Here is a 22,313-nt window from a genome sequence, read left to right on the forward strand (position 1 = left end):
AGTTCGGTTTCAGTTTAACACAATTTTTCCTGGTTAGGGCGCAAGAGTCACGGAAGGGAAAGACAGATGAACGGAACCCGGCCCACCCGGGCGAACGTGGACACCACATGTGAGGGTAAGATGACCAAAGAACATGAACCCAAGAACAAAACTGCAAAGCCCGGATCAGACACCGGCCGCAAGGAACATATTCGCCGGTGGATTGATGGCAAAATGCGCCGCTGGGCCGGGCGCGGTATCGCCGGAGGGTTGAGTTCGACGCTCATGGCCCTGCCTGCGTTGGCGCAGGCAACGATAGAAGAGCTTTACGCCTATCAATTCGCGGAAACGATCCCCGGCGTCCGGTCGGTCAAGCTCCTGAAGAACGGTGATGTTCTGATCAAAATGGCCAATGGCAGCACTATGGTTGTGGCCGCCGAGAACGTTCAGGTTCTGGACAGCGGCGCGATCATGATCGCCGAAAATATCGTGGCCGAGATTGCTCAATTCAGCCTGGCCGAAGCCGGAGGTGCTGCCGCAGCAGGTGGCAGCATAAGCGGTATCGGGGCCGCACTTGGTGGTTTGGGTCTGGCCGGTGCAGCCGCGGCGGGCAGCGGAGGAGGCGGCGATGACGCTGAACCAGCACGGCCTACGCCGACCTATCCGTTCCTCAACCTCGCGCAAGCGCAAGCCAGCGCGCTGAGTAGTGCGGGTACGAACATCGCCATTCCGGAAGGAACCGAGACGGTAGAAATCACCATAGGCTCGCTTGTCAAATCGGTGCCACTGAATTCGGATGGCAGCTGGAACATTTCCCTAACACCTTCCGAAGCGGCGGGACTGCCTCAGGGCGTTCAAAACGTGAGCGTTCGGCACCTTAATGGCGACGGCCTGGAATTGTCGGTCGAAACCGTCACTTACAACGTCGACACGATCCCCCCTACCCTGACAATTTCCGGCCTCTCTGACGGTTCGGTCATGAACGCCGCAGAAATGGCAACGGACTTGATTGTCTCCGGCACGTCAAACGCCGAAAACGGACAGACCGTTACGGTCACGCTGAACGGGCAAACCTACACAGGTACGGTCGCCGATGGGCAATGGACCGTCACTGTTCCTGCCGCCGATCTTGCAAAGCTACCGGATGCGGCGACGATCAAAGTGACCGCGGATGTCGCTGATCAGGCAGGAAATCCTGCAACTCAGGCAAGAGATAGCTTTGAAACAGACTTTACGGCTCCGACAATAACGCTAAACCCAATTTCCGACGGGTCCATTGAGCTGGTCGATGTTCAGAGTGATATGGTGCTAAGCGGGTCGACAACGGCTGCTGACGGCCAGATCGTAACAGTGGAATTTGCCGGACATACCTATACGGGAACTGCATCCGACGGGAATTGGAGCGTAACTGTTCCGGCTGCTGATCTTGCAAGTTTGCCTTCGGGGACTCCGGCCTCGGTCCGTGTTGTTGTCAGTGATACCGCAGGAAATACTTCGATTCCGGCAACCGCATCGGTTCCCGTGGACCTGACCGGTCCTTCAATCGCCGTTTCCCCGCTTTCTGTCGGTGCCGTACTGAACGGGGTCGAAGTCGGGTCGGACCTGATGGTCTCGGGCATTACCGGGAACGTGGAGGATGGTCAGCAGGTTACTGTTACGCTGGACGGTGAAAGCTACACAGGCGTGGTGTCCGGCGACAGCTGGTCGGTCACCATCCCGGCTGCGGATCTTGCAGCTTTGGCAGACGGCGGCGCGTTTATCATCACGGCGGATGTAACAGATTCGGACGGTCTCGCGGCGAACCAGGTCAGTGTGCCCATATCCAAGGACGTGACCGCTCCTACCCTCACCATCGACGGCTTTTCGGGCGGGACCGTCATGAATGCAGCCGAACAAGGCACGGACCTGACGATCAATGGATCGACAAATGCGGAAGATGGGCAAACAGTAACTGTTTCGCTGAATGGCCAGTCCTACACCGGAACGGCCTCTGGCGGGGTCTGGAGTGCCACCGTACCCGCATCACATCTGGCGGCTTTATCAGACGGCGCGACGGTTGCGGTCACAGCAGACGTTGCGGATGCCGCCGGGAACCCAGCGGTTCAGGCCAGCGGTAGCTTTGACACCGATTTCTCGGCCCCCGCGATCGCGGTAACGGGTCTCTCCGATGGCACGGTCATGAACGCAGCGGAACAAGGCACGGACCTGACGGTCTCGGGTACGTCTGACGCTCCGGACGGCACAACCATCACTGTTGAAATTGTCAGGGCGGACGGCACGGTGGACCTGAGCAACACCACAACTGTCAGCGGAGGTACGTGGACGTTTGTTGCACCAGCAGCCAGCCTCGGCAGCCTGCAAGACGGTGAAACTTACAGCGTAAATGCCTCAGTGTCTGACACCGCCGGCAACAACGCCAGTGCCAGCGCAGGGTTTAACACGGATTTCACTGCCCCTGCCTTGACTATCAACCCCTTGCCAGTCGGATCAGTCCTGGACCTTGCCGAGCGAGGCAACGATCTGACTATCTCTGGAACCACCACAGCGGAGGACGGACAGACCGTTACCGTCACGCTGGATGGCCAACCCTATACCGGTGTCGCCTCTGGTGGGGCTTGGACGGCCACAATTCCCACGTCGGATCTTGCAGGATTGGCGGATGGGACAAACTTTACTGTTTCGGCCGCAGTGGACGATTTGGCCGGAAACAGCGCCACACCGGCCACCACAACACTCGCGACAGATTTCCGACCGCTTCTGAATCTGAACTCTGTAGGTACAAACAACGCTGTTTCGCTCAGCGACGCTCAGAGCTCTGGTGTGGTTGTTTCGGGAACGTCAACAGGGCTGAGCGCCGGTCAATCCGTAAACGTGACACTCAACAGTTCCTCAGTGGGCACTACCACCGTAGCTGCGGATGGCACCTGGTCTTTGACTGTTCCCTCTTCCGAGTTTTCGGGCATCAAAGCCGGAGACGATCTGACTTTCGAGGCACAGGCACCAGTCTCTGGTGGTCCGGACCCCTTGCCTGCCACCGATGAGGTCACGGCCCATACACCGGCAGCTTACGTCATCACTCAAGCCAGCCGGGCAGGCTCGAAAATCACATTCGAGGTTTTTGCAGACTCTGACCGAGACATATCCAGCGGGTTGGCTATGACGCTGGAGATGGGCTTTGATCCAACCGTGGTGACATTTGACAGCGGATCAGATATCGGCAACGGCGCTTTCGGATTTTACCTGTCAAATCCCGTTGGAAGTTCCATAGTCAATTTCGCTGGGATCTCGCCCTCCTTTTCAGACCTGAGCCAGCCATTGGTGACATTCACCATGACCGTTCAGGATCCCAGCAAACCTGTTGAATTGACCCTAACCACACCGGAAGGCGGCCCCTCGACCATCATCCTTGGCACCGACGGAGACGATACGTTGGTTGCGACCGATGTAGACAACTTCATCCGCGGTCAGGATGGAAACGACGCAATCAATGTCTCGGATGCAGGCCGTGACGTCGTCGTTTTCGAAGCTGATCCAGACGCGAACGGTGTGGATACGATCACGGGTTTCTCTCTGGGAGCAGCATCAGACGTTGCCGATGCATTGATGTTCAGCGGTCTTGATCTGACAACTTTGCGGGGCAACGGAACGGGCGTGGAAACGCTGAACGTCGGCAGCTCGGTCGCCGCGAACACAGGCGTAGTCGGTTTGACCACAGTCTTGACCGACCTGAATTCGGGCACAATCGAAGCAGCCGTCGAAAGCCTGACCGGAATTCAGGCAGGCGATGAACTCTACGTACTCGCAACTGACGGCGATGACAGTGTTCTGGTCAAGGTCGACTATTCAGCGCCGAGCTCGGCCGCCGTTAAAACCGTGGCTCAATTCACCGGGCTGGATGACCTGAGCGGGTTGAGCTCCGATAACATCCTGCACACAGATCCAACAGGCGCGACTGCCTGATTGAAACCTGCACTGCCGGTACTCGAAACCGGCAGTTCCACCAGACATCAGGGGGTCAAACATGGCACAGAATGGCCTGTTTCCAGTAACATATGCGCGGCATCGGGATCGATACTGGAAGCGCTTGTCATCTTTTCACTTTGTGAAAGGCCGATCAGAATGTCCGATTGTCGAAAAAGAAGTATTGCCCGTCGCGGCAGCCTATCCGATCCTGTTCCGCAAAATCGAAACAGGCGTCGAGCCTGTGGCTGTGTTATCGCTGATACCCGATGCACCAACGCCATTCGTTGCACAGGACGGCCGCTGGTTGGCCGGTTACATTCCGTCTGATTTACGGTGTCCGCCTTTCCAGGCGGGATTGTCCGAACAGCAAGCTGACGCTGAACAAGGCCGTTTGCAACTCATGGTTGATGAAACGCTTGGGCTGGTAACGGACGTTCCCGGAGACGAGCCCTTTTTTACCGCGGACGGCAAACTGACCGCGGAACTTCTTAGAGTTCGCACATTTCTCCAAGCACGCGCAGCCTCAGCCCAGCAAACACAGTCGATGTGCAGTGTATTGGAAGAATTGAAAATCCTCGAACCGATGAAAAGCTACGAGGGAGTTAGTTTACCAGCCGGTTACCTAGGGGTTGCGGCAGGACGTTCAAACGCTCTGTCTCAGGCTGAAAAACTGACGCTGTTCGAATTTGGGGCTATTCGAATGATCCACGCGCATCAGGTTTCGCTATCGCATTTAACCTGGTTGTCGCGCGCGCATGAGCAGTCGGATCGGCCAGAAAAATCAAAGCACTATACCAAAAATTCAGACATTTCGCGTTTTCTCAGTGCCATGGCACACGCGCAGCAAGAAGAACTTTTGGAAGTTGGTGAGGTATGAGAACGCTCATGCTTTACCACACCCACATCGGAAGATGTCTTGCCTTGTGTTTGATCCCCTTGTTAGCGGCCTGCGCACCGCCGCCTGACCTTGCGGGTGTCGAAGCATCGCTTTCCATCGGCTCGGTCGGGGCTGGCGCCCAGGCACCGGTGAAGCGCCTGACTCAAAGCGAGTTTGGTCAACGGGTTCGAGAGGCCGTAGAAACAAACCCAAATCTGGCGCAAAGCGCGACAAGGCTCGAAATTGCAAGTGCCAACCAAAGGGCGGCAAAGGGAGCTTTCCTTCCGCGCGTCTCAATGGGCGTCAATGCGCGATCCGAGCGCGTGGATTCTGACATTGCGGATGTAACACCATTCTTGCGGGTGTCGCAGCTGGTCTACGATGGGGGTGCCGCGTCCGGTGAACTGGCGGCCGCACAGGCACGTGTTCTCGAAAGTCGGGGGGGACAGCTTCAAACTGCTGCTGCACTGACCCTATCCGCGATTGAAACTTATGTCGTCGTCCTTGATCGGCGCAAAATCCGCGAGATCTCGGCCCGGAATGTTGACGTGCACGAAGATCTCGTGCGCCAGATCACAGAACGAACCGCACAGGGTGCTGGGTCGAATGCCGACGTGTTGACGGCACGATCGCGCATGGCGGACGCACGAACACAGCTTGCCGATGCCGAGGCCCGAACGGACAGAGCAGAAGCGCAGTTCCGCGAAGTTTTCGGTCAGGCTCCGGGTCCACTTGCCGCTCCGGTGGCTGCACCCAGGTTGACCCGCACCGATACGCAAATCGTTTTGGACAGCCCGCAGGTGCGCCGCGCGAATGCAGCTTTGATGGCGGCTCGAGCCGAACAAACCGCAGCAATCGCACGGCGGCAGCCGGGTGTGGAAATTGCGGCGTTTGCCGACCGGGATGACAGCAATGACGCCAATTTCGGGCTTGATCTGTCCTTTAACTATGAACTGGACAGCACCGGTCAACGCCGAGCTTCCATCGCTGCCGCCGAGGCCCAGGTGAGAGAGGCCGAGTTCGCCCGTGAGACACTGATCCGCGAAATTCGTCGCGAACTGGAGTTCATCCGCTCAGATCAGGAAGCGGGTGCCGTTCGCTTGCAAGCAGCACGCCTGGCGGTCCAGGCCAACGCCGAAAGCGTGGATGCTGCGCGCGCTCAGTTCTCAATCGGTCGGCGCAGCCTCATCGAGATTCTGGACGCTCAGCGGGACTACGTGCACGCACAGCAAAGGCTGATTTTGGCAGAGCAAAGTTATTTTCTGACGAACTATGCCGCTCTCAGCCTGACCGGGGACATCCTGGATTTTCTTGGCATTTCAATCACTAATCAGGGTGGTGATTTATGACCACATTAAAACCACTGCCTCTTACACAAGAGCTAACGTCGTTGGAAACCTGCCTGCTGCACGTGGCCTCGCATCTGGATCGCTCGCTTACAGTGGCCGCGCTTCAGGCGGCACATTCCGACTCGTCGGGTAAGTTGAGCATTCGGGACGCAATCGAAGTCGCGCATCACGCCGGGCTACAGGCAGGTTTCGGTGCGCGGAAGCTTGCGGATTTCGATGATACTCTGGTTCCGTCACTGCTTCTGCTGGAAAACGATAAGGCCGTTGTCTTCCACGGGCGCGCTAAAACCGGTCTTCTTCTGATTTTTGACCCCGCCATAGGTGAAAGTATCGGTGAAGTCGCGGAATCGGTTATTGCCAAGCACTATACCGGATACGCGATTTTGTTTCGTCGCAGCCACAAAGAAGAACCTGCGAAATGCAACAAGTCTGCACCCGGCCATTGGTTTTGGTCTGCCATGTTGGCGAACCGCTGGTCCTATGCCCAAGTGGCCCTTGCCGCGGCAGTGGCAAATTTGCTTGGTCTTTCAACATCCGTGTTCATCATGGTCGTGTACGACAGGGTGCTTCCGAATGAAGCAACAGAGTCCCTGATCGCCTTGACGCTCGGCGTGAGTCTTGCGCTAGCGTTTGACTTCGCTCTCAAACTCTTGCGTGCAGGATTCATTGACCGGGCTGGCCAAAAGGCCGATGTATTCATGGGGCGGCGCGTTTTCGATCAAGTGTTGAACATCAAGATGAAGTCCCGCACCGGTTCGACTGGCGCCATGGCCAGCACCATCCGGGAGTTTGAAACTCTGCGAGAATTTTTCACCTCAGCGACATTGATCGCGTTGGTCGATCTACCCTTCATCGCCCTGTTTGTCCTGGTCATTTACGTCGTGGGCGGGCCACTTGCGCTGATCCCGGCGCTCGCCGTTCCAATCGTGTTGCTTGCCGCGTTGGCAATTCAGCCTTTGTTGTCGCGATTGGCCGAAAAGAGCTTCGCTGACGGGCAGTCAAAACAGTCCGTTCTGGTCGAAACCGTATCGGGTCTTGAGACCATCAAGACCACAGCTGCGGCGCGTCAGATGCGTGCGCGTTGGGATGACGCGATCGAACGACAGTCCTCACACGGCATCCGCAGCAGAACGGTAACGCAGTTCGCCTTAAACCTGACCGGTTTCACGCAGCAAGCGGCCCAGGTCCTGATCGTTTTCTATGGCGTGTTTTTGATCACGGATGGCCAAGCAAGTATGGGCGCCCTCATCGCCTCGGTCATGTTGACGGGACGAGCGCTGGCCCCGCTGGGGCAACTTGCCCAGACACTGACACGCGTCAATCAAGCGCGCAGTGCATACCGAAATCTGAACGCATTGATGCAGGCAGAAAGTGAGCGGCCCGAAGGGCGCAATTGGATCAGTCGCCCGCATATTGACGGCCGTATTTCCTTTAAGGATGTTCATTTTTCGTACCCCGATCAGACGGATGATACGCTTTCCGGGGTCTCGTTTGATATTGCTCCTGGGGAAAAGGTCGCAATTCTGGGGCCCATCGGATCAGGCAAAAGCACGATCACTCGCTTGCTGCTGGGGTTGTATGAACCCAGGGCTGGATCGGTCATGTTGGACGGCGTTGATATCCGTCAGATAGATCCGGGCGATCTTCGTCGCAACATCGGTTCGGTTTTGCAGGACGTCTGGCTTTTTTCCGGCTCTATCCGGGACAACATTGCAAGTGGTGCGACCCGGCCCCGAGATCAGGATCTGATCGACGCCGGTCGGGTGGCCGGAGTGGAAGATTTCGTTGCTCATCACCCAGGCGGCTATGACCAACAGCTGGCCGAGCGTGGCGAAGGCCTGTCGGGTGGTCAACGGCAGGCGATCGCACTTGCGAGAGCGCTGGTCGGGCGGCCTCCGGTTTTGCTTTTGGACGAGCCGACCAGTGCGATGGACGTAAGAACCGAGGCCGAGGTTATCAAACGTCTGAAACAGGCAACCGCCGACACCACGATGGTAATCATCACGCACCGCACCAGCCTGCTGGCGCTGGTCGACAGAGTAATCGTGATCGAGCGTGGTCAAGTTGGGGCTGACGGACCAAAAAGCATACTCAGCCAGCACACTCGCGTAGCGCGGAGGCACCTTAATGTCGCAGCATCCTGACCTTGCTTCATTGGCTCGAGAAATGCGGGGGCGATCTCCCCTACGGGGGTCGCTCCTGCTGCTTGTCATCTTCGCCTGCCTCCTGTCAGCGGGGTTTTGGGCCTATTTGACAGAACTGGACGACGTGACCCGCGTGGACGGTCGGATTGTCCCTTCCGCAGATGTACAACTGATCGAAGCGACGGAACCCGGTGTCCTTCAGTCCCTGCATGCCAAGGAAGGTCAGATCGTCGAAAAAGGCACATTGCTGATGGAATTCGACACCACGCAAATCGACAGCCAACTGAGTCAAGAGGAGCAGCGCGCATTTGGACTCATGGCGCGGGCTCAACGATTGCAGGCGGAAATAGATGGAGCAACCCTCACATTCTCGCCTAAGCTTATCGAAGGTGCTCCGGAAGTTGTTAAATCGGAAACTGCCTTGTTCCTGGGCCGTCAGACCGAACTTATGGCCGAAATCGCCATCTTGGAGCGGCAGCGTGAACAACGTCAACGAGAATACGAAGAAGGGCTTGTAGACCAGGTCACTGCAGAGGAAACGCTTAGGATTCTGGCCGAGGAGCGCGCAATAATGGCACCGTTGGTCGAAGAACGGATGGAGCCTGCAACTACCCTTTTGGCCCTTCGTCGAAGCGCGGCGGAATGGGAAGGTCGTAAAGTACGTGCAACAGCGGTTACAAGCAGGTTGCAAACCGGCCTCGACGAAATCGACGACAGGATACAAGCCGCGCATAGCAGATTCCGCAGTGCAGCGCTGACCGATCTTGCAGTCACAACCGCCGAATTGGCAGCGCTTCGACCTTCACTTCCGGCCTTGCAGGACCGCGCAGATCGCGCGCAGGTCCGGTCCCCTGTCCGTGGCATCGTCAATCGCATTCATCGGACAACAATCGGTGGTTTGGCACGCAGCGGAGAAGAGTTGATCGAGATTGTCCCATTGGACGACAAGCTTTTGGTCGAAGCCTATGTCCGCCCCGAAGACATCGCCTTTCTGCATTCGGGCCAATCCGTAAAAGTAAAGATCACGGCCTATGATTTTGCTCGTTATGGAGCTTTGGACGGGGAGATCACACGCATAGGTGCAACCACAATCACGCGACCGGAGCGCAATGACGAAGAAGTATTTGTCATCGAAGTCCAGACGAACCATGCGATTTTGGATGCAAACGGGATTGCCGTTGAGATCATCCCAGGGATGATTGCCGAAGTAGACGTTCTATCCGGTAAGAAAACCGTGCTGGACTACCTTCTGCAACCCGTTATCAAGGTCAAGGATCGGGCCCTACGCGAATAGTAGCCTGTAGCCAAGTGTGCCGCGATTTTGAGCAACGCCTGTCGGCGGCGGAATATCGCAGCCAGCATTTGCTACCATTCGACATCTCCCAAGAAAATGTATCCGGCGCCGTAGATGGTTTTTATTAACCGCGGGTTCTTTGGGTCTTCGCCCAGTTTGGTGCGCAACCGCGAAATCCTGACGTCCATTGCCCTGTCGAAACTATCACCGGCGGCCCCGCCCAGCGCCTCCTGCATCTGGGCGCGGCTGATCAGACGCTTGGGACTTTCCAGAAACAGCCGGAGAACTTCGCCTTCGGCATGGCTGAAAGGGGTCTCGGTTCCAGTTCCATCCTCAAGAATGTAGCGGTCAAAATATGCCGTCCAACCATTGAACCGCGCTACATCTGACTGCATCGTCTGCACCCTTGGGGACCGCAACCGCGCGCGAATGCGGGCTACGACTTCGGCCGGGTCGAAAGGCTTAGTAATGTAGTCGTCTGCACCCAACTCTAACCCGGTGACGCGATCCTGTACCTGCGCACGGCCAGAAATGATGATGACGGCGGCCCCCTGCTCCAAAGCCAATCTGTGGACCAGGGCCAGCCCGTCCGTGTCTGGCAAGGACAAATCCACCAGACACACATCCGGCGTGACACGTTTGAGCGAGGCTTCAAATTCGCGCGCACGGGAAAAGCTTTGGGTCCGGAAACCGGCATCTTCCAGCGCGTCGGTCAGAATGCGCCGGATTTCGGGCTCATCATCGACAATGGTTACCAGCGGTTTGGTCATCGGGCAGCCTCGTCTCGGATCAGGGCGGACAGTTGCGCCCGCGTGAACGGTTTACGCAGCACCGGCGCGCGATTCAGTGCTTCTCGATGCAACGGGTCAGAATAGGGCAAGGACGTCATCAGAATGTACGGCAAAAATGGCTTTAGATTCGCCAGGAGGTCCAGACCCGTCTTCTGCCCCTCAAGACGAATGTCCGAGAGCACAAGGGCAATGTCTTCGACATTCTCCGCCAACGCCAACGCCTCGTCGCACGAGGTCGCCTCGATCACCGAAAACCCGAGGTCGACCAGCATGTCACGAAACTGCCGGCGCAGTTCGTCACTATCTTCGACCAACAGGACCAGACCTTCCTGAACAGGAGGGGCCGGGCGATAGGGCAGACGTAGAACAACTGATGCACCCGACGGAGTGTTGCGAAGGTTCAGGTCACCGCCTGCCAGCTTGACCGTGTCATACACCATCGGCAGGCCCAGACCCGATCCCTTGTCGCCTTTGGTCGTGAAGAATGGGTTCAGTGCCTTCTCCAACGCTTCTTTCGAAAATCCGGGACCAGTGTCCGACACTGCGATCTCAGCCCAGATTTCACCAATTGTATGAGCGCTGATCGTGATTTGGCCCGACCCGCCACAAGCGTCACGCGCATTGAGCACAAGGTTTAACAAAGCGTCCTGAACCATGCCCGGGTCCAACATAAGGGCTTTGTCCGGCAGCGTGTTGACGACTGACAAACCGACGCCGCGCGGCAGGGAAGGAGACGCCAGAATACGCAGGTCCTCCAGCAATCCGCGCATGTCTGTCGCTTTGGGCTGCGGTGTTCGGTTGCCGGTCATATCAGCGATACGGTTCAGCAATTGCCCGCCGCGGCGAGCCGTCTGCTGGGTCGCGGCAACGAGTTCGCGAGCTTCGTCCGGCAAACCCATTTTTTCAAGTCGCGACTGCATACCCAGTATAATGGTCAGCAGGTTGGAAAAGTCATGGGCCAAGCCACTTGTCATTTGCGCAGCCATGGCCCGCCGGCGCGTTTGCTGCAAAGCAACACGTGCTTGCGTTTCCTCGGTGATGTCGACGGACATCACATAAACGCCCCCATCACCATCGGGGGTAAAGGATACACGGATACGTCTGGAGTCCTGATCCTCGGTGAACTCAAACACCGACGTTTCCCCGGAATAGGCCTTCTGTAAAAACGGCTCGACCCGCAAGTAAGCCGCGGAACCCAACGCCTGAGAAATATGCATGCCCAGGATCTCGGACGGGCGACCGGGCATGACCGAGTTCAGGCGGCGATTGGAATAGTCATACCGACCGTCAGGATCCAGATGCGCAATATGTGCCGGCATCATCTCGGTGGTCATGCGCGTGCGTGCTTCGATTTCGGTGAGCTGACGTTTGGCTTCTTCCAAAGCCGAATTGGTAGCCGCGAGCTTTCTGTTTGTCGCTGACAGCTCCTCGGCCCGGTCGAACAACTGACCAGAAAGCTCTTCTGACCGAGCGCGCAACAGGGCCTCGGCCTGTTTCGTGTTAGTGATGTCCGTATAGACCGCCACCCAGCCACCTCTGGGCAACGGTGCGCCTTCGACCGAGATGACCTGGCCATTGGCGCGAACGCGTTCGATGTAGTGAGGTTCGAAGGTTAGAGCCTGTTTTACCCGCAGATCGACAATTTCTTCGATGTCGCTAACTTCTCCATACTCGCCATTGGAGGCGAGGTATCGGATCGTATCGCTGAACAGAGCGCCCGGCTGGACCAGATGGTCGGGCAGATCGAACATCGACTGAAATGGTCGATTGCTGACCACCAGCCGAAGCTGGCTATCATAAATTGACAGCGCCTGCCCAATCAGATTCAGACCGGCCGTCGTCATAGCCTTAGTTTGCTGTTCAGTTATTTCCAATTCCACCCTCCCGCATCACATGCGTAACACCGGTTCCGTCACAGGTGTAGGGGGCAGGCACGCGACACTTTGGGACAACAGGCTTTGATTACTTGGCGATCAATACCTGGGTCTGGACTTTGGACCGTCGGCCGTGATCGAATCCAGTGAAAGTGTATGATCCATGTTTCGCATGCGGTGACGCAACATTTGTCGACTCAACCGAGCCAAATCGTTCGCGTACTCAGAATCTACGGCTACGTTCTGCAATTCTCCACTCTTATGGTGGTCGAACAAAATAGGCGGAAGTTCCGCAGCAAACTCGACCAGAGTGAAACGCTCATCCCGTAGGATGCCCAGGCACGAGTCGCTGTTGCCCGTTCCCAAAACGTGCTGCCAAACAGAAGGCTTTTCGGGCTCAGCAAAGTCCAGCTCACTGAAAGAATAGCTGCGCCAGTCGTCAGGGGTTTCTCCCTGCAACAGCGGAAGCAGCGATCGCCCGTCCATTGAGTTCGGGATCGGCTGACCAACCCAATCCAGTATCGTTGGCGTAATATCGATGGACTCGGTTGGTACCGAAACAACTGATCCGGCACGCGCCTGATTGTTTGGATCCCGGATCATCAGGGGCGTTTTGTAGGCCGCGTCGTAGACCGTCATCTTACCCCAGCTGTGGCGATCACCCAGCATCTCTCCGTGATCGGCGGTTACAACCACCATTGTGTCGTCGTATTGACCACTGTCCTTCAGGAACCGGATGACACGCCCAACGTGATGGTCGACCTCGGATGCAAGCCCCAAATACACGGCGCGCAAGGTCTGAATATTCTCGATGGTTGGCTCGACGTCATCAAACCCCAAAACAAAATCACTGGCGGTCTGATTGGCTATTGTCGGGCCGAAGAAGGGATGCATTGCGCCCTCTACCCCGGCATCCGAAAATCCAGCGGGCCGAGGCAGTGTCTCGGGATCGTACATATCATTATACGGCGCAGGCGCGACCAATGGCGGATGCGGCCGAATATATGTCAGATGAGCGAACCAGTTCTCGTCAGAAAACGGGGCCATGCTGTTCAGGAACACATCCGTCAGAAATGCCGTGTCACTGTCTTCGGCCCGATACATGGCGGGGTCATTCAGTCGCGGTTGGCCGCCGCTTGGCGCTACCGGTTTGTGGACATCCCAGTAGTCTTCGAACTCATAGCCCTTTTGCATCAGGTGAGACCGCCAGGGATAAGACTCCTCAAGCCGCATTTCGACCACCTCGTGAAATCCGTTCATCGGGTGTTCATACGATTTCAGGATCGGATCGTTCTGGTCATGAACTCGTGGGTCCGCCGATGTGTCGGTGTACCCAAATAGCATGGGCAGATAACCTGCCTTGCGCATCTCGGTCGCGATGTTCGGCGTGTCGTGCCGCAACGGAGTGCCATTGCGAACCGAGCGGTGATTCATCGCGTATTGCCCGGTCAGGATGGATGCACGCGACGGGCCACAGGGGTTGGTTACCGAAAAATGCTGCTCGAACGTGACGGCTTCGTCCATGAACGCGCGCAAGTTCGGCAGTTCGACATGGGCCGCCAAGGCACCGTTCAGGCAATCGGCGCGCAATTGATCGATGATGATGAACAAGACATTTCCGGCGTGCGGCATTTCGATCTCCCTGATTCCACATAAGTGGTGCCGAAGCGAACTCTGTCTCTGTTCGCAAAGCCCGGCAACAAGATAGTCGTGCCCTGTCTAAATTTGTTTTTTGTTCCGGGGCAGTTCGGATCCGGGCGCGGCTTATCGAAGCCAAAAATATGTTTGAACGCAACGCCCTATGCAACTGAGGCTTTTGGGCCCGGAATTGTCACTCAGACGCTATTACACCGCGACAATTACTGTGCAACCTGCAAAAATCCGTTGCAGGTCAATGTCCTTTGGCATCACATACGCGCATGACCCAGCCAATGATACAGTCGGACCGTGACGCCAACGGCGTCTACCTGCGGGTTTCGGGTGATCTGCTGACACAATCTTTGGAAACAGTGGAAACGACCTTTACCTCGTTCCACACGGATGGGGACGACGTCACCGTCGATCTGTCCAAGGTCGAAGCATTGGATACCGGTGGCGCATGGCTGATTGCCGATCTGGCGCGCCGCGTTAAAGCGGGCGGCGCAGAAGTCCATTATCTGGGACTAAATCCCGCTCATTCCGCGCTGCTCGAGACTGTGGCTGAAAACATACCCGACGATCCTGGCATCGAAACCGAACGCCGCAGCTTTGTCGACTGGGTAGCAAGTGTAGGGAAACGCACGGTCCAGGCCGGAAAGGATGGCCTGTCGCTGCTTGGGTTTTTGGGTCTGACGCTGCACCGCCTCGTGCGTACGATCCTGATGCCGCGTCGGTTACGTACTGCGGCACTGGTATCCCAAATGGAGGAAACCGGCTTCAAGGCCATACCAATCGTCGCTCTGATGGGGTTCCTGATCGGCGTCGTGCTGGCCTTTCAGGGTGCCACTCAGCTGAAACAATTCGGGGCCGAGATTTTTGTGGTCGAGCTGATCTCGATCTCGGTTCTGCGCGAGCTTGGCATTTTGCTGACCGCGATCATTGTTGCTGGCCGGTCTGGTTCAGCCTTCACAGCATCAATTGGTTCGATGAAAGTTCAGGAAGAAATCGACGCAATGCGGACGCTGGGTCTGGACCCGATTGAGGTTTTGGTGATCCCGCGAGTTGTTGCTCTGTTGATCATGCTTCCGATACTTGGGTTCATTGCAGATATTGCGGCGCTGATCGGTGGTGGATTGATGAGCTGGATCGACCTTGGCGTCAGCCCCGGTATGTTCGTAACGCGCCTGAAAGAGAACACCGGCATCTGGCAATTTGCCATCGGCATGATCAAAGCGCCGTTCTTTGCGTTGGTCATCGGCGTCATTGCCTGCTGGCAGGCGATGCAAGTCAAGGGTTCAGCCCAAAGTGTCGGGCAAAGAACGACCGCTTCGGTTGTGCAGTCCATCTTTCTGGTCATCGCGCTGGATGCACTGTTCTCAATCTTCTTCTCAGTGATGGAGATCTGACATGGACGGGACAACTCTGGAACAGACCTCGAAGACAGGCGCACAGCGCGAGGCCGTGATCCGCGTCCGCAACCTGACGAACCGGTTCGGGCCACAGGTGGTGCACGAGAACCTGAACCTGGACGTTTGGCGTGGTGAAGTTCTGGGGATCGTCGGCGGCTCGGGGACGGGCAAATCGGTTTTGTTGCGCACGATCGTTGGCCTGAACAGACCGGCGGCTGGCAGTATCGAAGTGCTGGGCGTCGACGTTTTGAACGGGCCGGAAGAGGAGCGACGCCGCATCGAGCGCCACTGGGGCGTCGCCTTTCAGGACGGCGCGCTGTTTTCGTCGTTGACCGTTTTGCAGAATGTCATGGCCCCGTTGCGCGAACATACCGGGCTGAGCGAAAAGCTGATGTGCGCGCTTGGTAACCTCAAGATCAGTCTGGTTGGACTACCAGCACTGAGCTGCGGCAAGCTGCCGTCAGAATTATCAGGCGGGATGCGCAAACGCGCCGCTCTTGCCCGAGCCTTGGCATTAGACCCCGAGATCGTGTTTCTGGATGAACCAACCGCTGGATTGGACCCGATTGGCGCCGCCGCCTACGACGAGTTGATCGGAGAATTGCAACACGCTTTGGGCTTGACGGTGTTTATGGTCACGCATGATCTGGATAGCCTCTACGCCATTTGCGATCGGGTCGCAGTTCTTGCGGAAAAACGCGTGCTGGTTGAAGGTCCGATTGAAGAAATGACCAAAGTCGATCATCCTTGGGTTCAGGAATATTTCACCGGCCCCCGGGCGCGCGCGGCGCAAGAGAAGGGGCAGGACAGGTAAAGGCTATGGAGACCCGGGCAAATTACATTCTGATCGGTGCGTTCACCATCGCGGGCATCCTCGGTGCCTTTGGCTTTTTCCTGTGGCTCGCGAAATTCGAGGTGTCACGGCAATACGCGTATTACGATGTGCTTTTCGACAATGTCTCGGGCCTGTCCGCCGCAGGCGGCGTCAGCTTTAATGGCCTGCCGGTGGGGCAGGTGATTTCGTTGAACCTGGACGAAGATGATCCGTCAAAGGTGCGCGTGAAGTTGGAAGTTGACGCCGATATTCCCGTGACCGAAGACACGATCGCGCAATTGCAGTCTCTGGGCGTCACCGGTGTCAGTTACGTTGAACTGACCGGGGGCAAAAGCGGCGACAAACGGTTGCCGGAAAACAGCGTGATAAAAAGCAAGCGCAGCGCCATTCAATCCCTGTTCGAAGGGGCGCCAAAGGTTCTGGACGAGGCAGTTACCTTGCTGGAAAACCTGAATGAAGTTGTCGATGACAAGAACCGCAAATCTGTCAGCGACATTCTGAACAACCTGGCGGCGGCTTCAGGCAAATTGGACAAAACACTTTCGGATTTTGAAAACCTGTCCACAGATCTCGGCGGGGCTGCGAAACAGCTGGGTAACTTCACCACACGCCTCGAAAAACTTGCCGACACGGCCGAAACGACCCTGACCACGGGGACGGACACGCTCAAAAGCGTGAAGACGGCGGCGGAGTCTGCGACGGCAACCCTGGACAGCGCCAAGGGCACGATCGAAACCGCTGACCGTTTGATCAAAGACGACCTCAAATCCTTTATTGACCGGGCATCGAACCTGGCAGAACGGCTGTCCGGGTTGTCAGACGAAGGCAGCGTCGCCCTTGCGACAGTCACCGAGACGTTCTTGAACGCAAACAAAACTTTGGGATCGATCACTGGCGCCATGGAAACCGCAAACAGCACGCTTGTGTCAGCGGAAAAGGCCTTTGACTCGGCCAATAAGGTGATAAACGAAGACGTCGGAGCGGTCATGGACGATATCCGAAACGCCGCTAATCAAGTCGCGACCACGGTTTCGAACGTCACCGAAAAGCTGGACAAAATCTCTGCCGATATCCTAAGCGCGTCACAATCTGCGTCCGAGTTGATGGGAACCATCGACGGCATCGTTCAAGACAACCGGCGGCAATTGTCCGACTTCCTCCGCGTCGGCCTGCCGCAGTTCACGCGGTTTGTGGAAGAGTCGCAACGGCTTGTGATCAGCCTGGATCGGCTGGTGGATAAAATCGAACGTGACCCGGCACGCTTCTTACTGGGAACTCAAGCATCGGAGTTTCGCCAATGATCAGGCTCTTTTTCTTGGCTCTGGCGCTGGTTTCGCTGGGCGGTTGTACAGGATTGGGGACGCTCAGACAGGCGTCCAAGCCGAACGATCTGTATCTGTTGACGCCTAAGAGCACATTTTCCTCGTCGATACCACGTGTTCAAAAGCAGATCGTCGTGCAGGAGCCAACGGCGACCGCTGCGGTCAATACCGATCAGATCGCCATTCAGCCAACGCCACTTCAGGTGCAGTATCTGCCGCGTGCCAGATGGGTTGATCGCGCACCACTTATTGTTCAGGCGCTGCTTGTGGAAAGTTATGAGAACAGCGGGAAGGTGGCCGCCGTAGGCCGTTCTACTGTTGGTTTGCGCGCGGATTATGTCATCGTCCCGGACCTGCGAGAGTTTCAGGGGCTTGTCATCAGTGACGTTGAAGGCTCGAAAACCATACGCGTCGAAGTGCGCATGAACATTAAGATTATTGACGAGTTCGAAGACAAGATCATCGCATCCAGCTCGTTTCGGGAATTTGTTGTATCGGAAAGTGACAAGACGCCGGATCTTGTGAGGGCTTTCGACGAAGCTTTGGGCAAGACTATGCGGGACGCCGTGGAATGGAGCGTGCGCCGCATCAATACTCACGCAGCCAACAACCAAAGATCGTACTGATAGGACGCCGCCTTGCGCAGCGCCCTATTGCGGGATGTCACTGTGACAGCGTTTCCGCAAGCCGCATCAGCGTGACGGCTTCGGCCCTGTAACCGAACGGATCTTCACCTCGGGCCAAGTTGGCCAACCCAATTGCGTCCTCATAGGACCAGTCCTCTAAGTACCCACCGCCGCGCAACAATTGCCCGAATCCGGCGATGGCATAGGAAAAGCGCACATCGTTCGTGAGCTCGCCTTGAACGGACATAATTGGTTCCTCAATCAGCCGACTCTGATCAGCGCCGGGCGTTTTATAGCGCAGTTTGAAGAACCCGATCTCATCAGATTCACCTGGCACTGGCTGCTCGCTATAGCGAAGCGGATCGTTTCGGATCGCATCCGATCCAACCGGTGTAACCTCGAAAATCGCAGTAACCGAATGGCTTGCGCCGATGTCACCGGCATCTACCTTATCATTAGAGAAATCCTCGCGGCGCAGCGCGCGGGTTTCGTATCCGATCAGGCGGTACTCGGCGATTTGCGACGGATTGAACTCGACCTGGATCTTGACGTCATTGGCAATCGGGAACAGCGCGCCAGTCAGTTGATCCACCAGCACCTTGCGCGCCTCACTCAGTGTGTCGATGTAAGCCGCTTGTCCGTTCCCGTTCTGAGCAAGCGCCTGCATAGTGGCATCGTCCAGATTGCCTCGCCCAAAGCCCAAAACGCTTAGAAATGTGCCACTGTCGCGTTCGCGGGCAATGAAGTCTTCCAATGCTTCGGGATCTGACAGCCCGACATTGAAATCTCCGTCCGTGGCCAAAATGACGCGCGTGACCTCTCCGTCAGCGGCCATGCTTTCGGCGACCTCGTAAGCCTGCTGCAACCCAGCCTGCCCCGCAGTCGAGCCACCTGCCTCCAACCTGTCGAGCGCGCCAAGGATTTTGTTGCGTTCCGCAGCCACGGTAGGTTCCAGCGCCTGCCCTGCGCTGCCAGCGTAGGTCACAATCGAAACCTGATCTTCGGGCCTCAGTTCCGACAGCAACAAGCGGAACGATTGCTTGAGCAGCGGTAGCTTGTTCGCGTCCTGCATTGAGCCTGAGGTATCGATCAGAAAGACCAAGTTCAGAGGTGGACGATCTTCGATCTGAGGCAATGCACCTTGAATACCGATGTGGACAAGCTGCGTACTCTCATTCCACGGCGTCGGCGTTACGGAAATCGTCGGTCGAAACGGGGCATCGCCTTCGGGCGCGGGGTAGGAATAGGGGAAATAATTCACCATTTCCTCGACCCGCACGGCATCTTTGGGGGGAAGCTGACCACGCATCAATGAGGACCGAACAATCGAATATGACGCTGTATCGACATCGATCGAGAACGTCGAAACAGGCTCTTCACTTGTCACTTTTACAGCGTTGTTCTCCGCGTTCGCAAAGGACTCAGTGTCTGGCTGTGGTATCAAACCCACCTCTGGTTGCATCAAGCTCGGAACGGCCTGGTCATACGTAGCACCGTCTGCAATACCAAAGCGGGCACCTCCTTCAGCACCCAAACCAGCAGCGCCCAATTGTGGTGATGCCATTTTTGACTGCATGGCTTCAGCGGCCTCTTCACCAATGACCGGGGCCTCGACTACAGGTTCCTCTAGGCCCGCGAGGTCCGCTTCGGGCAATGGTGGTGCGGCGACGCGGCTTTCGCTTCGCGATAGCGGCTGAACCACAACGTCCCGAGTTTGCGGCACGATCATTACAAGAGCCACGGCAGCAATTGCTGTTGTGGCGGTCAACACTCCGCGATGCGACAAAGCATTCAACATGGATTTCGCTCCTTCTGTCATGCGGGCCAGAGGGCCACGCTTAACAGTCGGACGCATCGCAGCGCGCGATCCTTGGTTACGGGCGAAATTTTTCTGCGCCTGCTCCAGGTTTTCCGCACGTCGACGCGCATCAGGTGCCGGAGTTGCGGCGTCCATCAGCGCTTTGAGTTCTTCAAGATCGTCGGTCATTGTGCCAATTCCTCTTGCCGCAGGATACGCAGCCGTTTGCGGATGTCTGACATCCGCCAGGAAACGGTTCCCTCTGAAACCCCCAACACGACAGCAGCTTCGGCATGGGTCATCTCGTCTTCCAACGTCAGGGCCAGCGTGTCCTGCAATTCAGGCGGCAAGGACTGCATGGCGCGCTGCAACCAACCCAAGGCTTCGGCTGATTCTTCGGCCTCTGCCCGGCGCATCTGCTCAACATCGCCCCAGCCCACTGCCGCGCGGTTACGACTGGCATTACGACGTCGCGAGTCTTCGGCCGCGTTGACCACAACCCGGTAAAGCCATGTCGTGAATTTCGCCTGCGCCCGAAATCCTGAGATTTTAGCTGGAAGGGCAGCGCAGATATCCTGTGTCAAATCTTCGGCTTGATCCGCCCGCCCCGTCAAACGAAAGGCCAGACGAAAGACGCGGTCGTAGTGACGCTGCAAAAGGGTGGCAAACGCGTCAACGTCCCCCTCTGCGGCGGCTTTGGCCAGGTCCTCATCCGATGTTTTCATGCGCATCACGATGGGTAAGACGGATCGAAATCGTCAATCCTTGGCAGTGTCCCAAAAAAAGTTAAAAATGTTCCGCCGAAGCCGCTTTCCAGTCTGCTTCAAACTCAACCGGAATTGCATCCGACAACAAGACACCTTCGTCGATGAAGGTATAGAGTTCGGCATACGACCGTTCGCGCTCGTCCGCCGTGCGGCGGCGAATATCGGCCGGACGAAGCTCGGATACATTTTCCTTTCCCATGGCGCCCAAAAGCTCGCGGAAGCTTTCCAAGGTCGCGTCATGAAAGCGGTGCACCCGCTGGCGTTTTTGCGGAACATTCACAGCCCTGCCTCGTATCGGGTCTTGTGTCGCGACCCCCGATGGGCAACGGTTCGTGTTGCAATGCAGCGCCTGGATGCACCCAACTGCAAACATCATTGCACGTGCCGCGTTGCACATATCTGCGCCCAGCGCGAATTTCTCGACCATGTCGTACCCAGTCGCCACCTTGCCCGAGCAGATAATCCGGATCTTGTCGCGCAAGGCCACGCCGCGCAGACAGTTGTTGGCGAAAATCAAAGCCTCATTCAGCGGCATTCCCAGACGGTTGGTAAACTCGACCGGAGCTGCTCCGGTACCCCCTTCCGCGCCATCGATCGTAATGAAGTCCGGCAGGATACCGGTTTCCAGCATCGCCTTACAGATCGCCATGAACTCGGACGGTCTGCCGATACATAATTTGAACCCAACCGGTTTACCGTCTGACATCTCACGCAGATGTTGCACGAAATGCAGCAGGCCAGTCGGCCCCTCAAAGGCCGAGTGTATCGGCGGAGAAATCACGTCCTGATGTTCGGGTACACCCCGGATTTCGGCGATCTCTTTGTCTACTTTTGCCGCGGGCAACACGCCTCCGTGGGAAGGCTTGGCACCCTGCGAGAGTTTAATCTCAATCGCTTTGACAACGTCCTTCTTGGCCTTCTCTGCAAACAGATCCTTGTCGAACCCTCCTTCAGGTGTTCGGCACCCGAAGTATCCTGTTCCAATCTGCCAGATGATATCTCCACCCTCGGCCAAATGGTGCGGGGACAGACCACCCTCACCCGTATTGTGCGCAAATCCGCCGTCTTTGGCACCACCGTTCAACGCTCGGATTGCATTAGCACTGAGGGCTCCGAAACTCATTGCGGAAACGTTCAATCGCGATGCGCTGTAAGGTTTTGAGCATTGCGGACCGCCCAGCATGATCCGTTCTTCGCTTTCAGCCACGTTCTTGGGTGCCAACGAATGGTTCGCCCGATGATACCCAACCGTCATGATATCGTACTGGGTGCCAAAAGCCTGCGTATCGACCTGCCCTTTGGCCCGCGAATAGACAAGCCCACGAATGATCCTGTTGAAAGGCCGCCCACTTTCATTCGTTTCCACGAAGTATTGCCGGATTTCCGGGCTGACGAATTCCAACATGTAACGAAAGTGCCCCAGAACAGGGTAATTGTTCAGCACGTTGTGCTTCGTAGTCAGCATATCGTAGAGGCCAACTAAGGCGTATGGAATGAGCAGGACCAGCAGCCAAAGCGCCGGCGGCCAGATATACCCCCACAGCAGAGTCAACGGCAGACATACATAGGTGATGACATAGTAGAGTCTGCGTACAATCATTCGTGCTCTCCCAGAATGGCGTGGTATCTGACCGGCTCGGGCAGGCA

15 protein-coding genes are annotated in these 22,313 nt (G+C 56.7%); 9 read left to right on the plus strand and 6 right to left on the minus strand.

The window, feature by feature from the left end:
- Nucleotides 1-120 precede the first annotated feature (120 nt).
- From MHN28_RS21300 to MHN28_RS21320, 5 genes are all read left to right on the plus strand, one after another.
- On the plus strand, nt 121-3,939 hold the full coding sequence (locus tag MHN28_RS21300; protein WP_239344633.1) for an Ig-like domain-containing protein: 3,819 nt from the start codon (nt 121-123) through the stop codon (nt 3,937-3,939).
- Nucleotides 3,940-4,000: 61 nt separating this feature from the next.
- Nucleotides 4,001-4,819 carry a SapC family protein gene (locus tag MHN28_RS21305; protein WP_239344634.1) on the plus strand — a complete coding sequence of 273 codons (819 nt, stop codon included), beginning with the start codon at nt 4,001-4,003 and terminating at the stop codon, nt 4,817-4,819.
- An 8-nt stretch (nt 4,820-4,827) separates the two neighbouring features.
- Nucleotides 4,828-6,168 carry a TolC family protein gene (locus tag MHN28_RS21310; RefSeq protein WP_239344636.1) on the plus strand — a complete coding sequence of 447 codons (1,341 nt, stop codon included), beginning with the start codon at nt 4,828-4,830 and terminating at the stop codon, nt 6,166-6,168.
- Nucleotides 6,165-8,312 (plus strand): type I secretion system permease/ATPase, encoded by a 2,148-nt coding sequence (locus MHN28_RS21315; RefSeq protein WP_239344637.1) that lies wholly within the window; start codon nt 6,165-6,167, stop codon nt 8,310-8,312. The genes MHN28_RS21310 and MHN28_RS21315 overlap by 4 nt, the downstream gene beginning before the upstream one ends.
- On the plus strand, nt 8,296-9,606 hold the full coding sequence (locus MHN28_RS21320; protein WP_239344638.1) for an HlyD family type I secretion periplasmic adaptor subunit: 1,311 nt from the start codon (nt 8,296-8,298) through the stop codon (nt 9,604-9,606). Before MHN28_RS21315 ends, MHN28_RS21320 begins: the two co-directional genes overlap by 17 nt.
- 71 nt (nt 9,607-9,677) lie before the next feature.
- Here the strand turns inward: MHN28_RS21320 and MHN28_RS21325 are convergent, their stop codons facing one another.
- The 3 genes from MHN28_RS21325 to MHN28_RS21335 form a co-directional block, all read right to left on the minus strand.
- Nucleotides 9,678-10,376, minus strand: a complete 699-nt coding sequence (locus MHN28_RS21325; protein ID WP_239344640.1) for a response regulator transcription factor — start codon at nt 10,374-10,376, stop codon at nt 9,678-9,680.
- Nucleotides 10,373-12,241, minus strand: a complete 1,869-nt coding sequence (locus tag MHN28_RS21330) for a PAS-domain containing protein (protein ID WP_239344712.1) — start codon at nt 12,239-12,241, stop codon at nt 10,373-10,375. The genes MHN28_RS21325 and MHN28_RS21330 overlap by 4 nt, the downstream gene beginning before the upstream one ends.
- A gap of 129 nt (nt 12,242-12,370) precedes the next feature.
- The gene (locus tag MHN28_RS21335; RefSeq protein WP_239344642.1) at nt 12,371-13,903 is read right to left on the minus strand and encodes a sulfatase-like hydrolase/transferase; all 1,533 of its coding nucleotides are present in this window, start codon (nt 13,901-13,903) and stop codon (nt 12,371-12,373) included.
- Between the two features lie 299 nt (nt 13,904-14,202).
- Between MHN28_RS21335 and MHN28_RS21340 the strand changes: the two genes are divergently transcribed.
- Genes MHN28_RS21340 through MHN28_RS21355 form a run of 4 tightly spaced genes read left to right on the plus strand, consistent with a single transcriptional unit; the run spans nt 14,203 to nt 18,101 of the window.
- A complete protein-coding gene (locus MHN28_RS21340) occupies nt 14,203-15,315 on the plus strand; it encodes an MlaE family lipid ABC transporter permease subunit (protein ID WP_239344644.1) in 1,113 nt (370 codons plus the stop codon).
- A gap of 1 nt (nt 15,316) precedes the next feature.
- Nucleotides 15,317-16,132 carry an ABC transporter ATP-binding protein gene (locus tag MHN28_RS21345; RefSeq protein ID WP_239344646.1) on the plus strand — a complete coding sequence of 272 codons (816 nt, stop codon included), beginning with the start codon at nt 15,317-15,319 and terminating at the stop codon, nt 16,130-16,132.
- 5 nt (nt 16,133-16,137) lie between these two features.
- The gene (locus tag MHN28_RS21350; protein ID WP_239344648.1) at nt 16,138-17,454 is read left to right on the plus strand and encodes an MlaD family protein; all 1,317 of its coding nucleotides are present in this window, start codon (nt 16,138-16,140) and stop codon (nt 17,452-17,454) included.
- On the plus strand, nt 17,451-18,101 hold the full coding sequence (locus tag MHN28_RS21355) for an ABC-type transport auxiliary lipoprotein family protein (protein WP_239344650.1): 651 nt from the start codon (nt 17,451-17,453) through the stop codon (nt 18,099-18,101). Before MHN28_RS21350 ends, MHN28_RS21355 begins: the two co-directional genes overlap by 4 nt.
- 37 nt (nt 18,102-18,138) lie before the next feature.
- Here MHN28_RS21355 and MHN28_RS21360 read toward each other — a convergent pair whose 3' ends face one another.
- The 3 genes from MHN28_RS21360 to MHN28_RS21370 form a co-directional block, all read right to left on the minus strand.
- A complete protein-coding gene (locus tag MHN28_RS21360; protein ID WP_239344652.1) occupies nt 18,139-20,088 on the minus strand; it encodes a VWA domain-containing protein in 1,950 nt (649 codons plus the stop codon).
- The gene (locus MHN28_RS21365) at nt 20,085-20,624 is read right to left on the minus strand and encodes an RNA polymerase sigma factor (RefSeq protein WP_239344654.1); all 540 of its coding nucleotides are present in this window, start codon (nt 20,622-20,624) and stop codon (nt 20,085-20,087) included. The genes MHN28_RS21360 and MHN28_RS21365 overlap by 4 nt, the downstream gene beginning before the upstream one ends.
- A gap of 61 nt (nt 20,625-20,685) precedes the next feature.
- Nucleotides 20,686-22,266, minus strand: coding sequence for an FMN-binding glutamate synthase family protein (locus tag MHN28_RS21370; protein ID WP_239344656.1), 1,581 nt, complete (start codon nt 22,264-22,266; stop codon nt 20,686-20,688).
- Between the last annotated feature and the right edge of the window lie 47 nt (nt 22,267-22,313).

Origin of the sequence: Ruegeria sp. Ofav3-42, from assembly GCF_022347725.1 — a bacterium.
Lineage (GTDB): Bacteria > Pseudomonadota > Alphaproteobacteria > Rhodobacterales > Rhodobacteraceae > Ruegeria.

Bases quoted from the DNA above. Each gene is read 5' to 3' on its own strand.
- MHN28_RS21300 (WP_239344633.1), top strand. From the start codon at position 121: ATGACCAAAGAACATGAACCCAAGAACAAAACTGCAAAGCCCGGATCA.
- MHN28_RS21305 (WP_239344634.1), top strand. From the start codon at position 4,001: ATGGCACAGAATGGCCTGTTTCCAGTAACATATGCGCGGCATCGGGAT.
- MHN28_RS21310 (WP_239344636.1), top strand. From the start codon at position 4,828: ATGCTTTACCACACCCACATCGGAAGATGTCTTGCCTTGTGTTTGATC.
- MHN28_RS21315 (WP_239344637.1), top strand. From the start codon at position 6,165: ATGACCACATTAAAACCACTGCCTCTTACACAAGAGCTAACGTCGTTG.
- MHN28_RS21320 (WP_239344638.1), top strand. From the start codon at position 8,296: ATGTCGCAGCATCCTGACCTTGCTTCATTGGCTCGAGAAATGCGGGGG.
- MHN28_RS21325 (WP_239344640.1), bottom strand. From the start codon at position 10,376: ATGACCAAACCGCTGGTAACCATTGTCGATGATGAGCCCGAAATCCGG.
- MHN28_RS21330 (WP_239344712.1), bottom strand. From the start codon at position 12,241: ATGACGACGGCCGGTCTGAATCTGATTGGGCAGGCGCTGTCAATTTAT.
- MHN28_RS21335 (WP_239344642.1), bottom strand. From the start codon at position 13,903: ATGCCGCACGCCGGAAATGTCTTGTTCATCATCATCGATCAATTGCGC.
- MHN28_RS21340 (WP_239344644.1), top strand. From the start codon at position 14,203: ATGATACAGTCGGACCGTGACGCCAACGGCGTCTACCTGCGGGTTTCG.
- MHN28_RS21345 (WP_239344646.1), top strand. From the start codon at position 15,317: ATGGACGGGACAACTCTGGAACAGACCTCGAAGACAGGCGCACAGCGC.
- MHN28_RS21350 (WP_239344648.1), top strand. From the start codon at position 16,138: ATGGAGACCCGGGCAAATTACATTCTGATCGGTGCGTTCACCATCGCG.
- MHN28_RS21355 (WP_239344650.1), top strand. From the start codon at position 17,451: ATGATCAGGCTCTTTTTCTTGGCTCTGGCGCTGGTTTCGCTGGGCGGT.
- MHN28_RS21360 (WP_239344652.1), bottom strand. From the start codon at position 20,088: ATGACCGACGATCTTGAAGAACTCAAAGCGCTGATGGACGCCGCAACT.
- MHN28_RS21365 (WP_239344654.1), bottom strand. From the start codon at position 20,624: ATGAAAACATCGGATGAGGACCTGGCCAAAGCCGCCGCAGAGGGGGAC.
- MHN28_RS21370 (WP_239344656.1), bottom strand. From the start codon at position 22,266: ATGATTGTACGCAGACTCTACTATGTCATCACCTATGTATGTCTGCCG.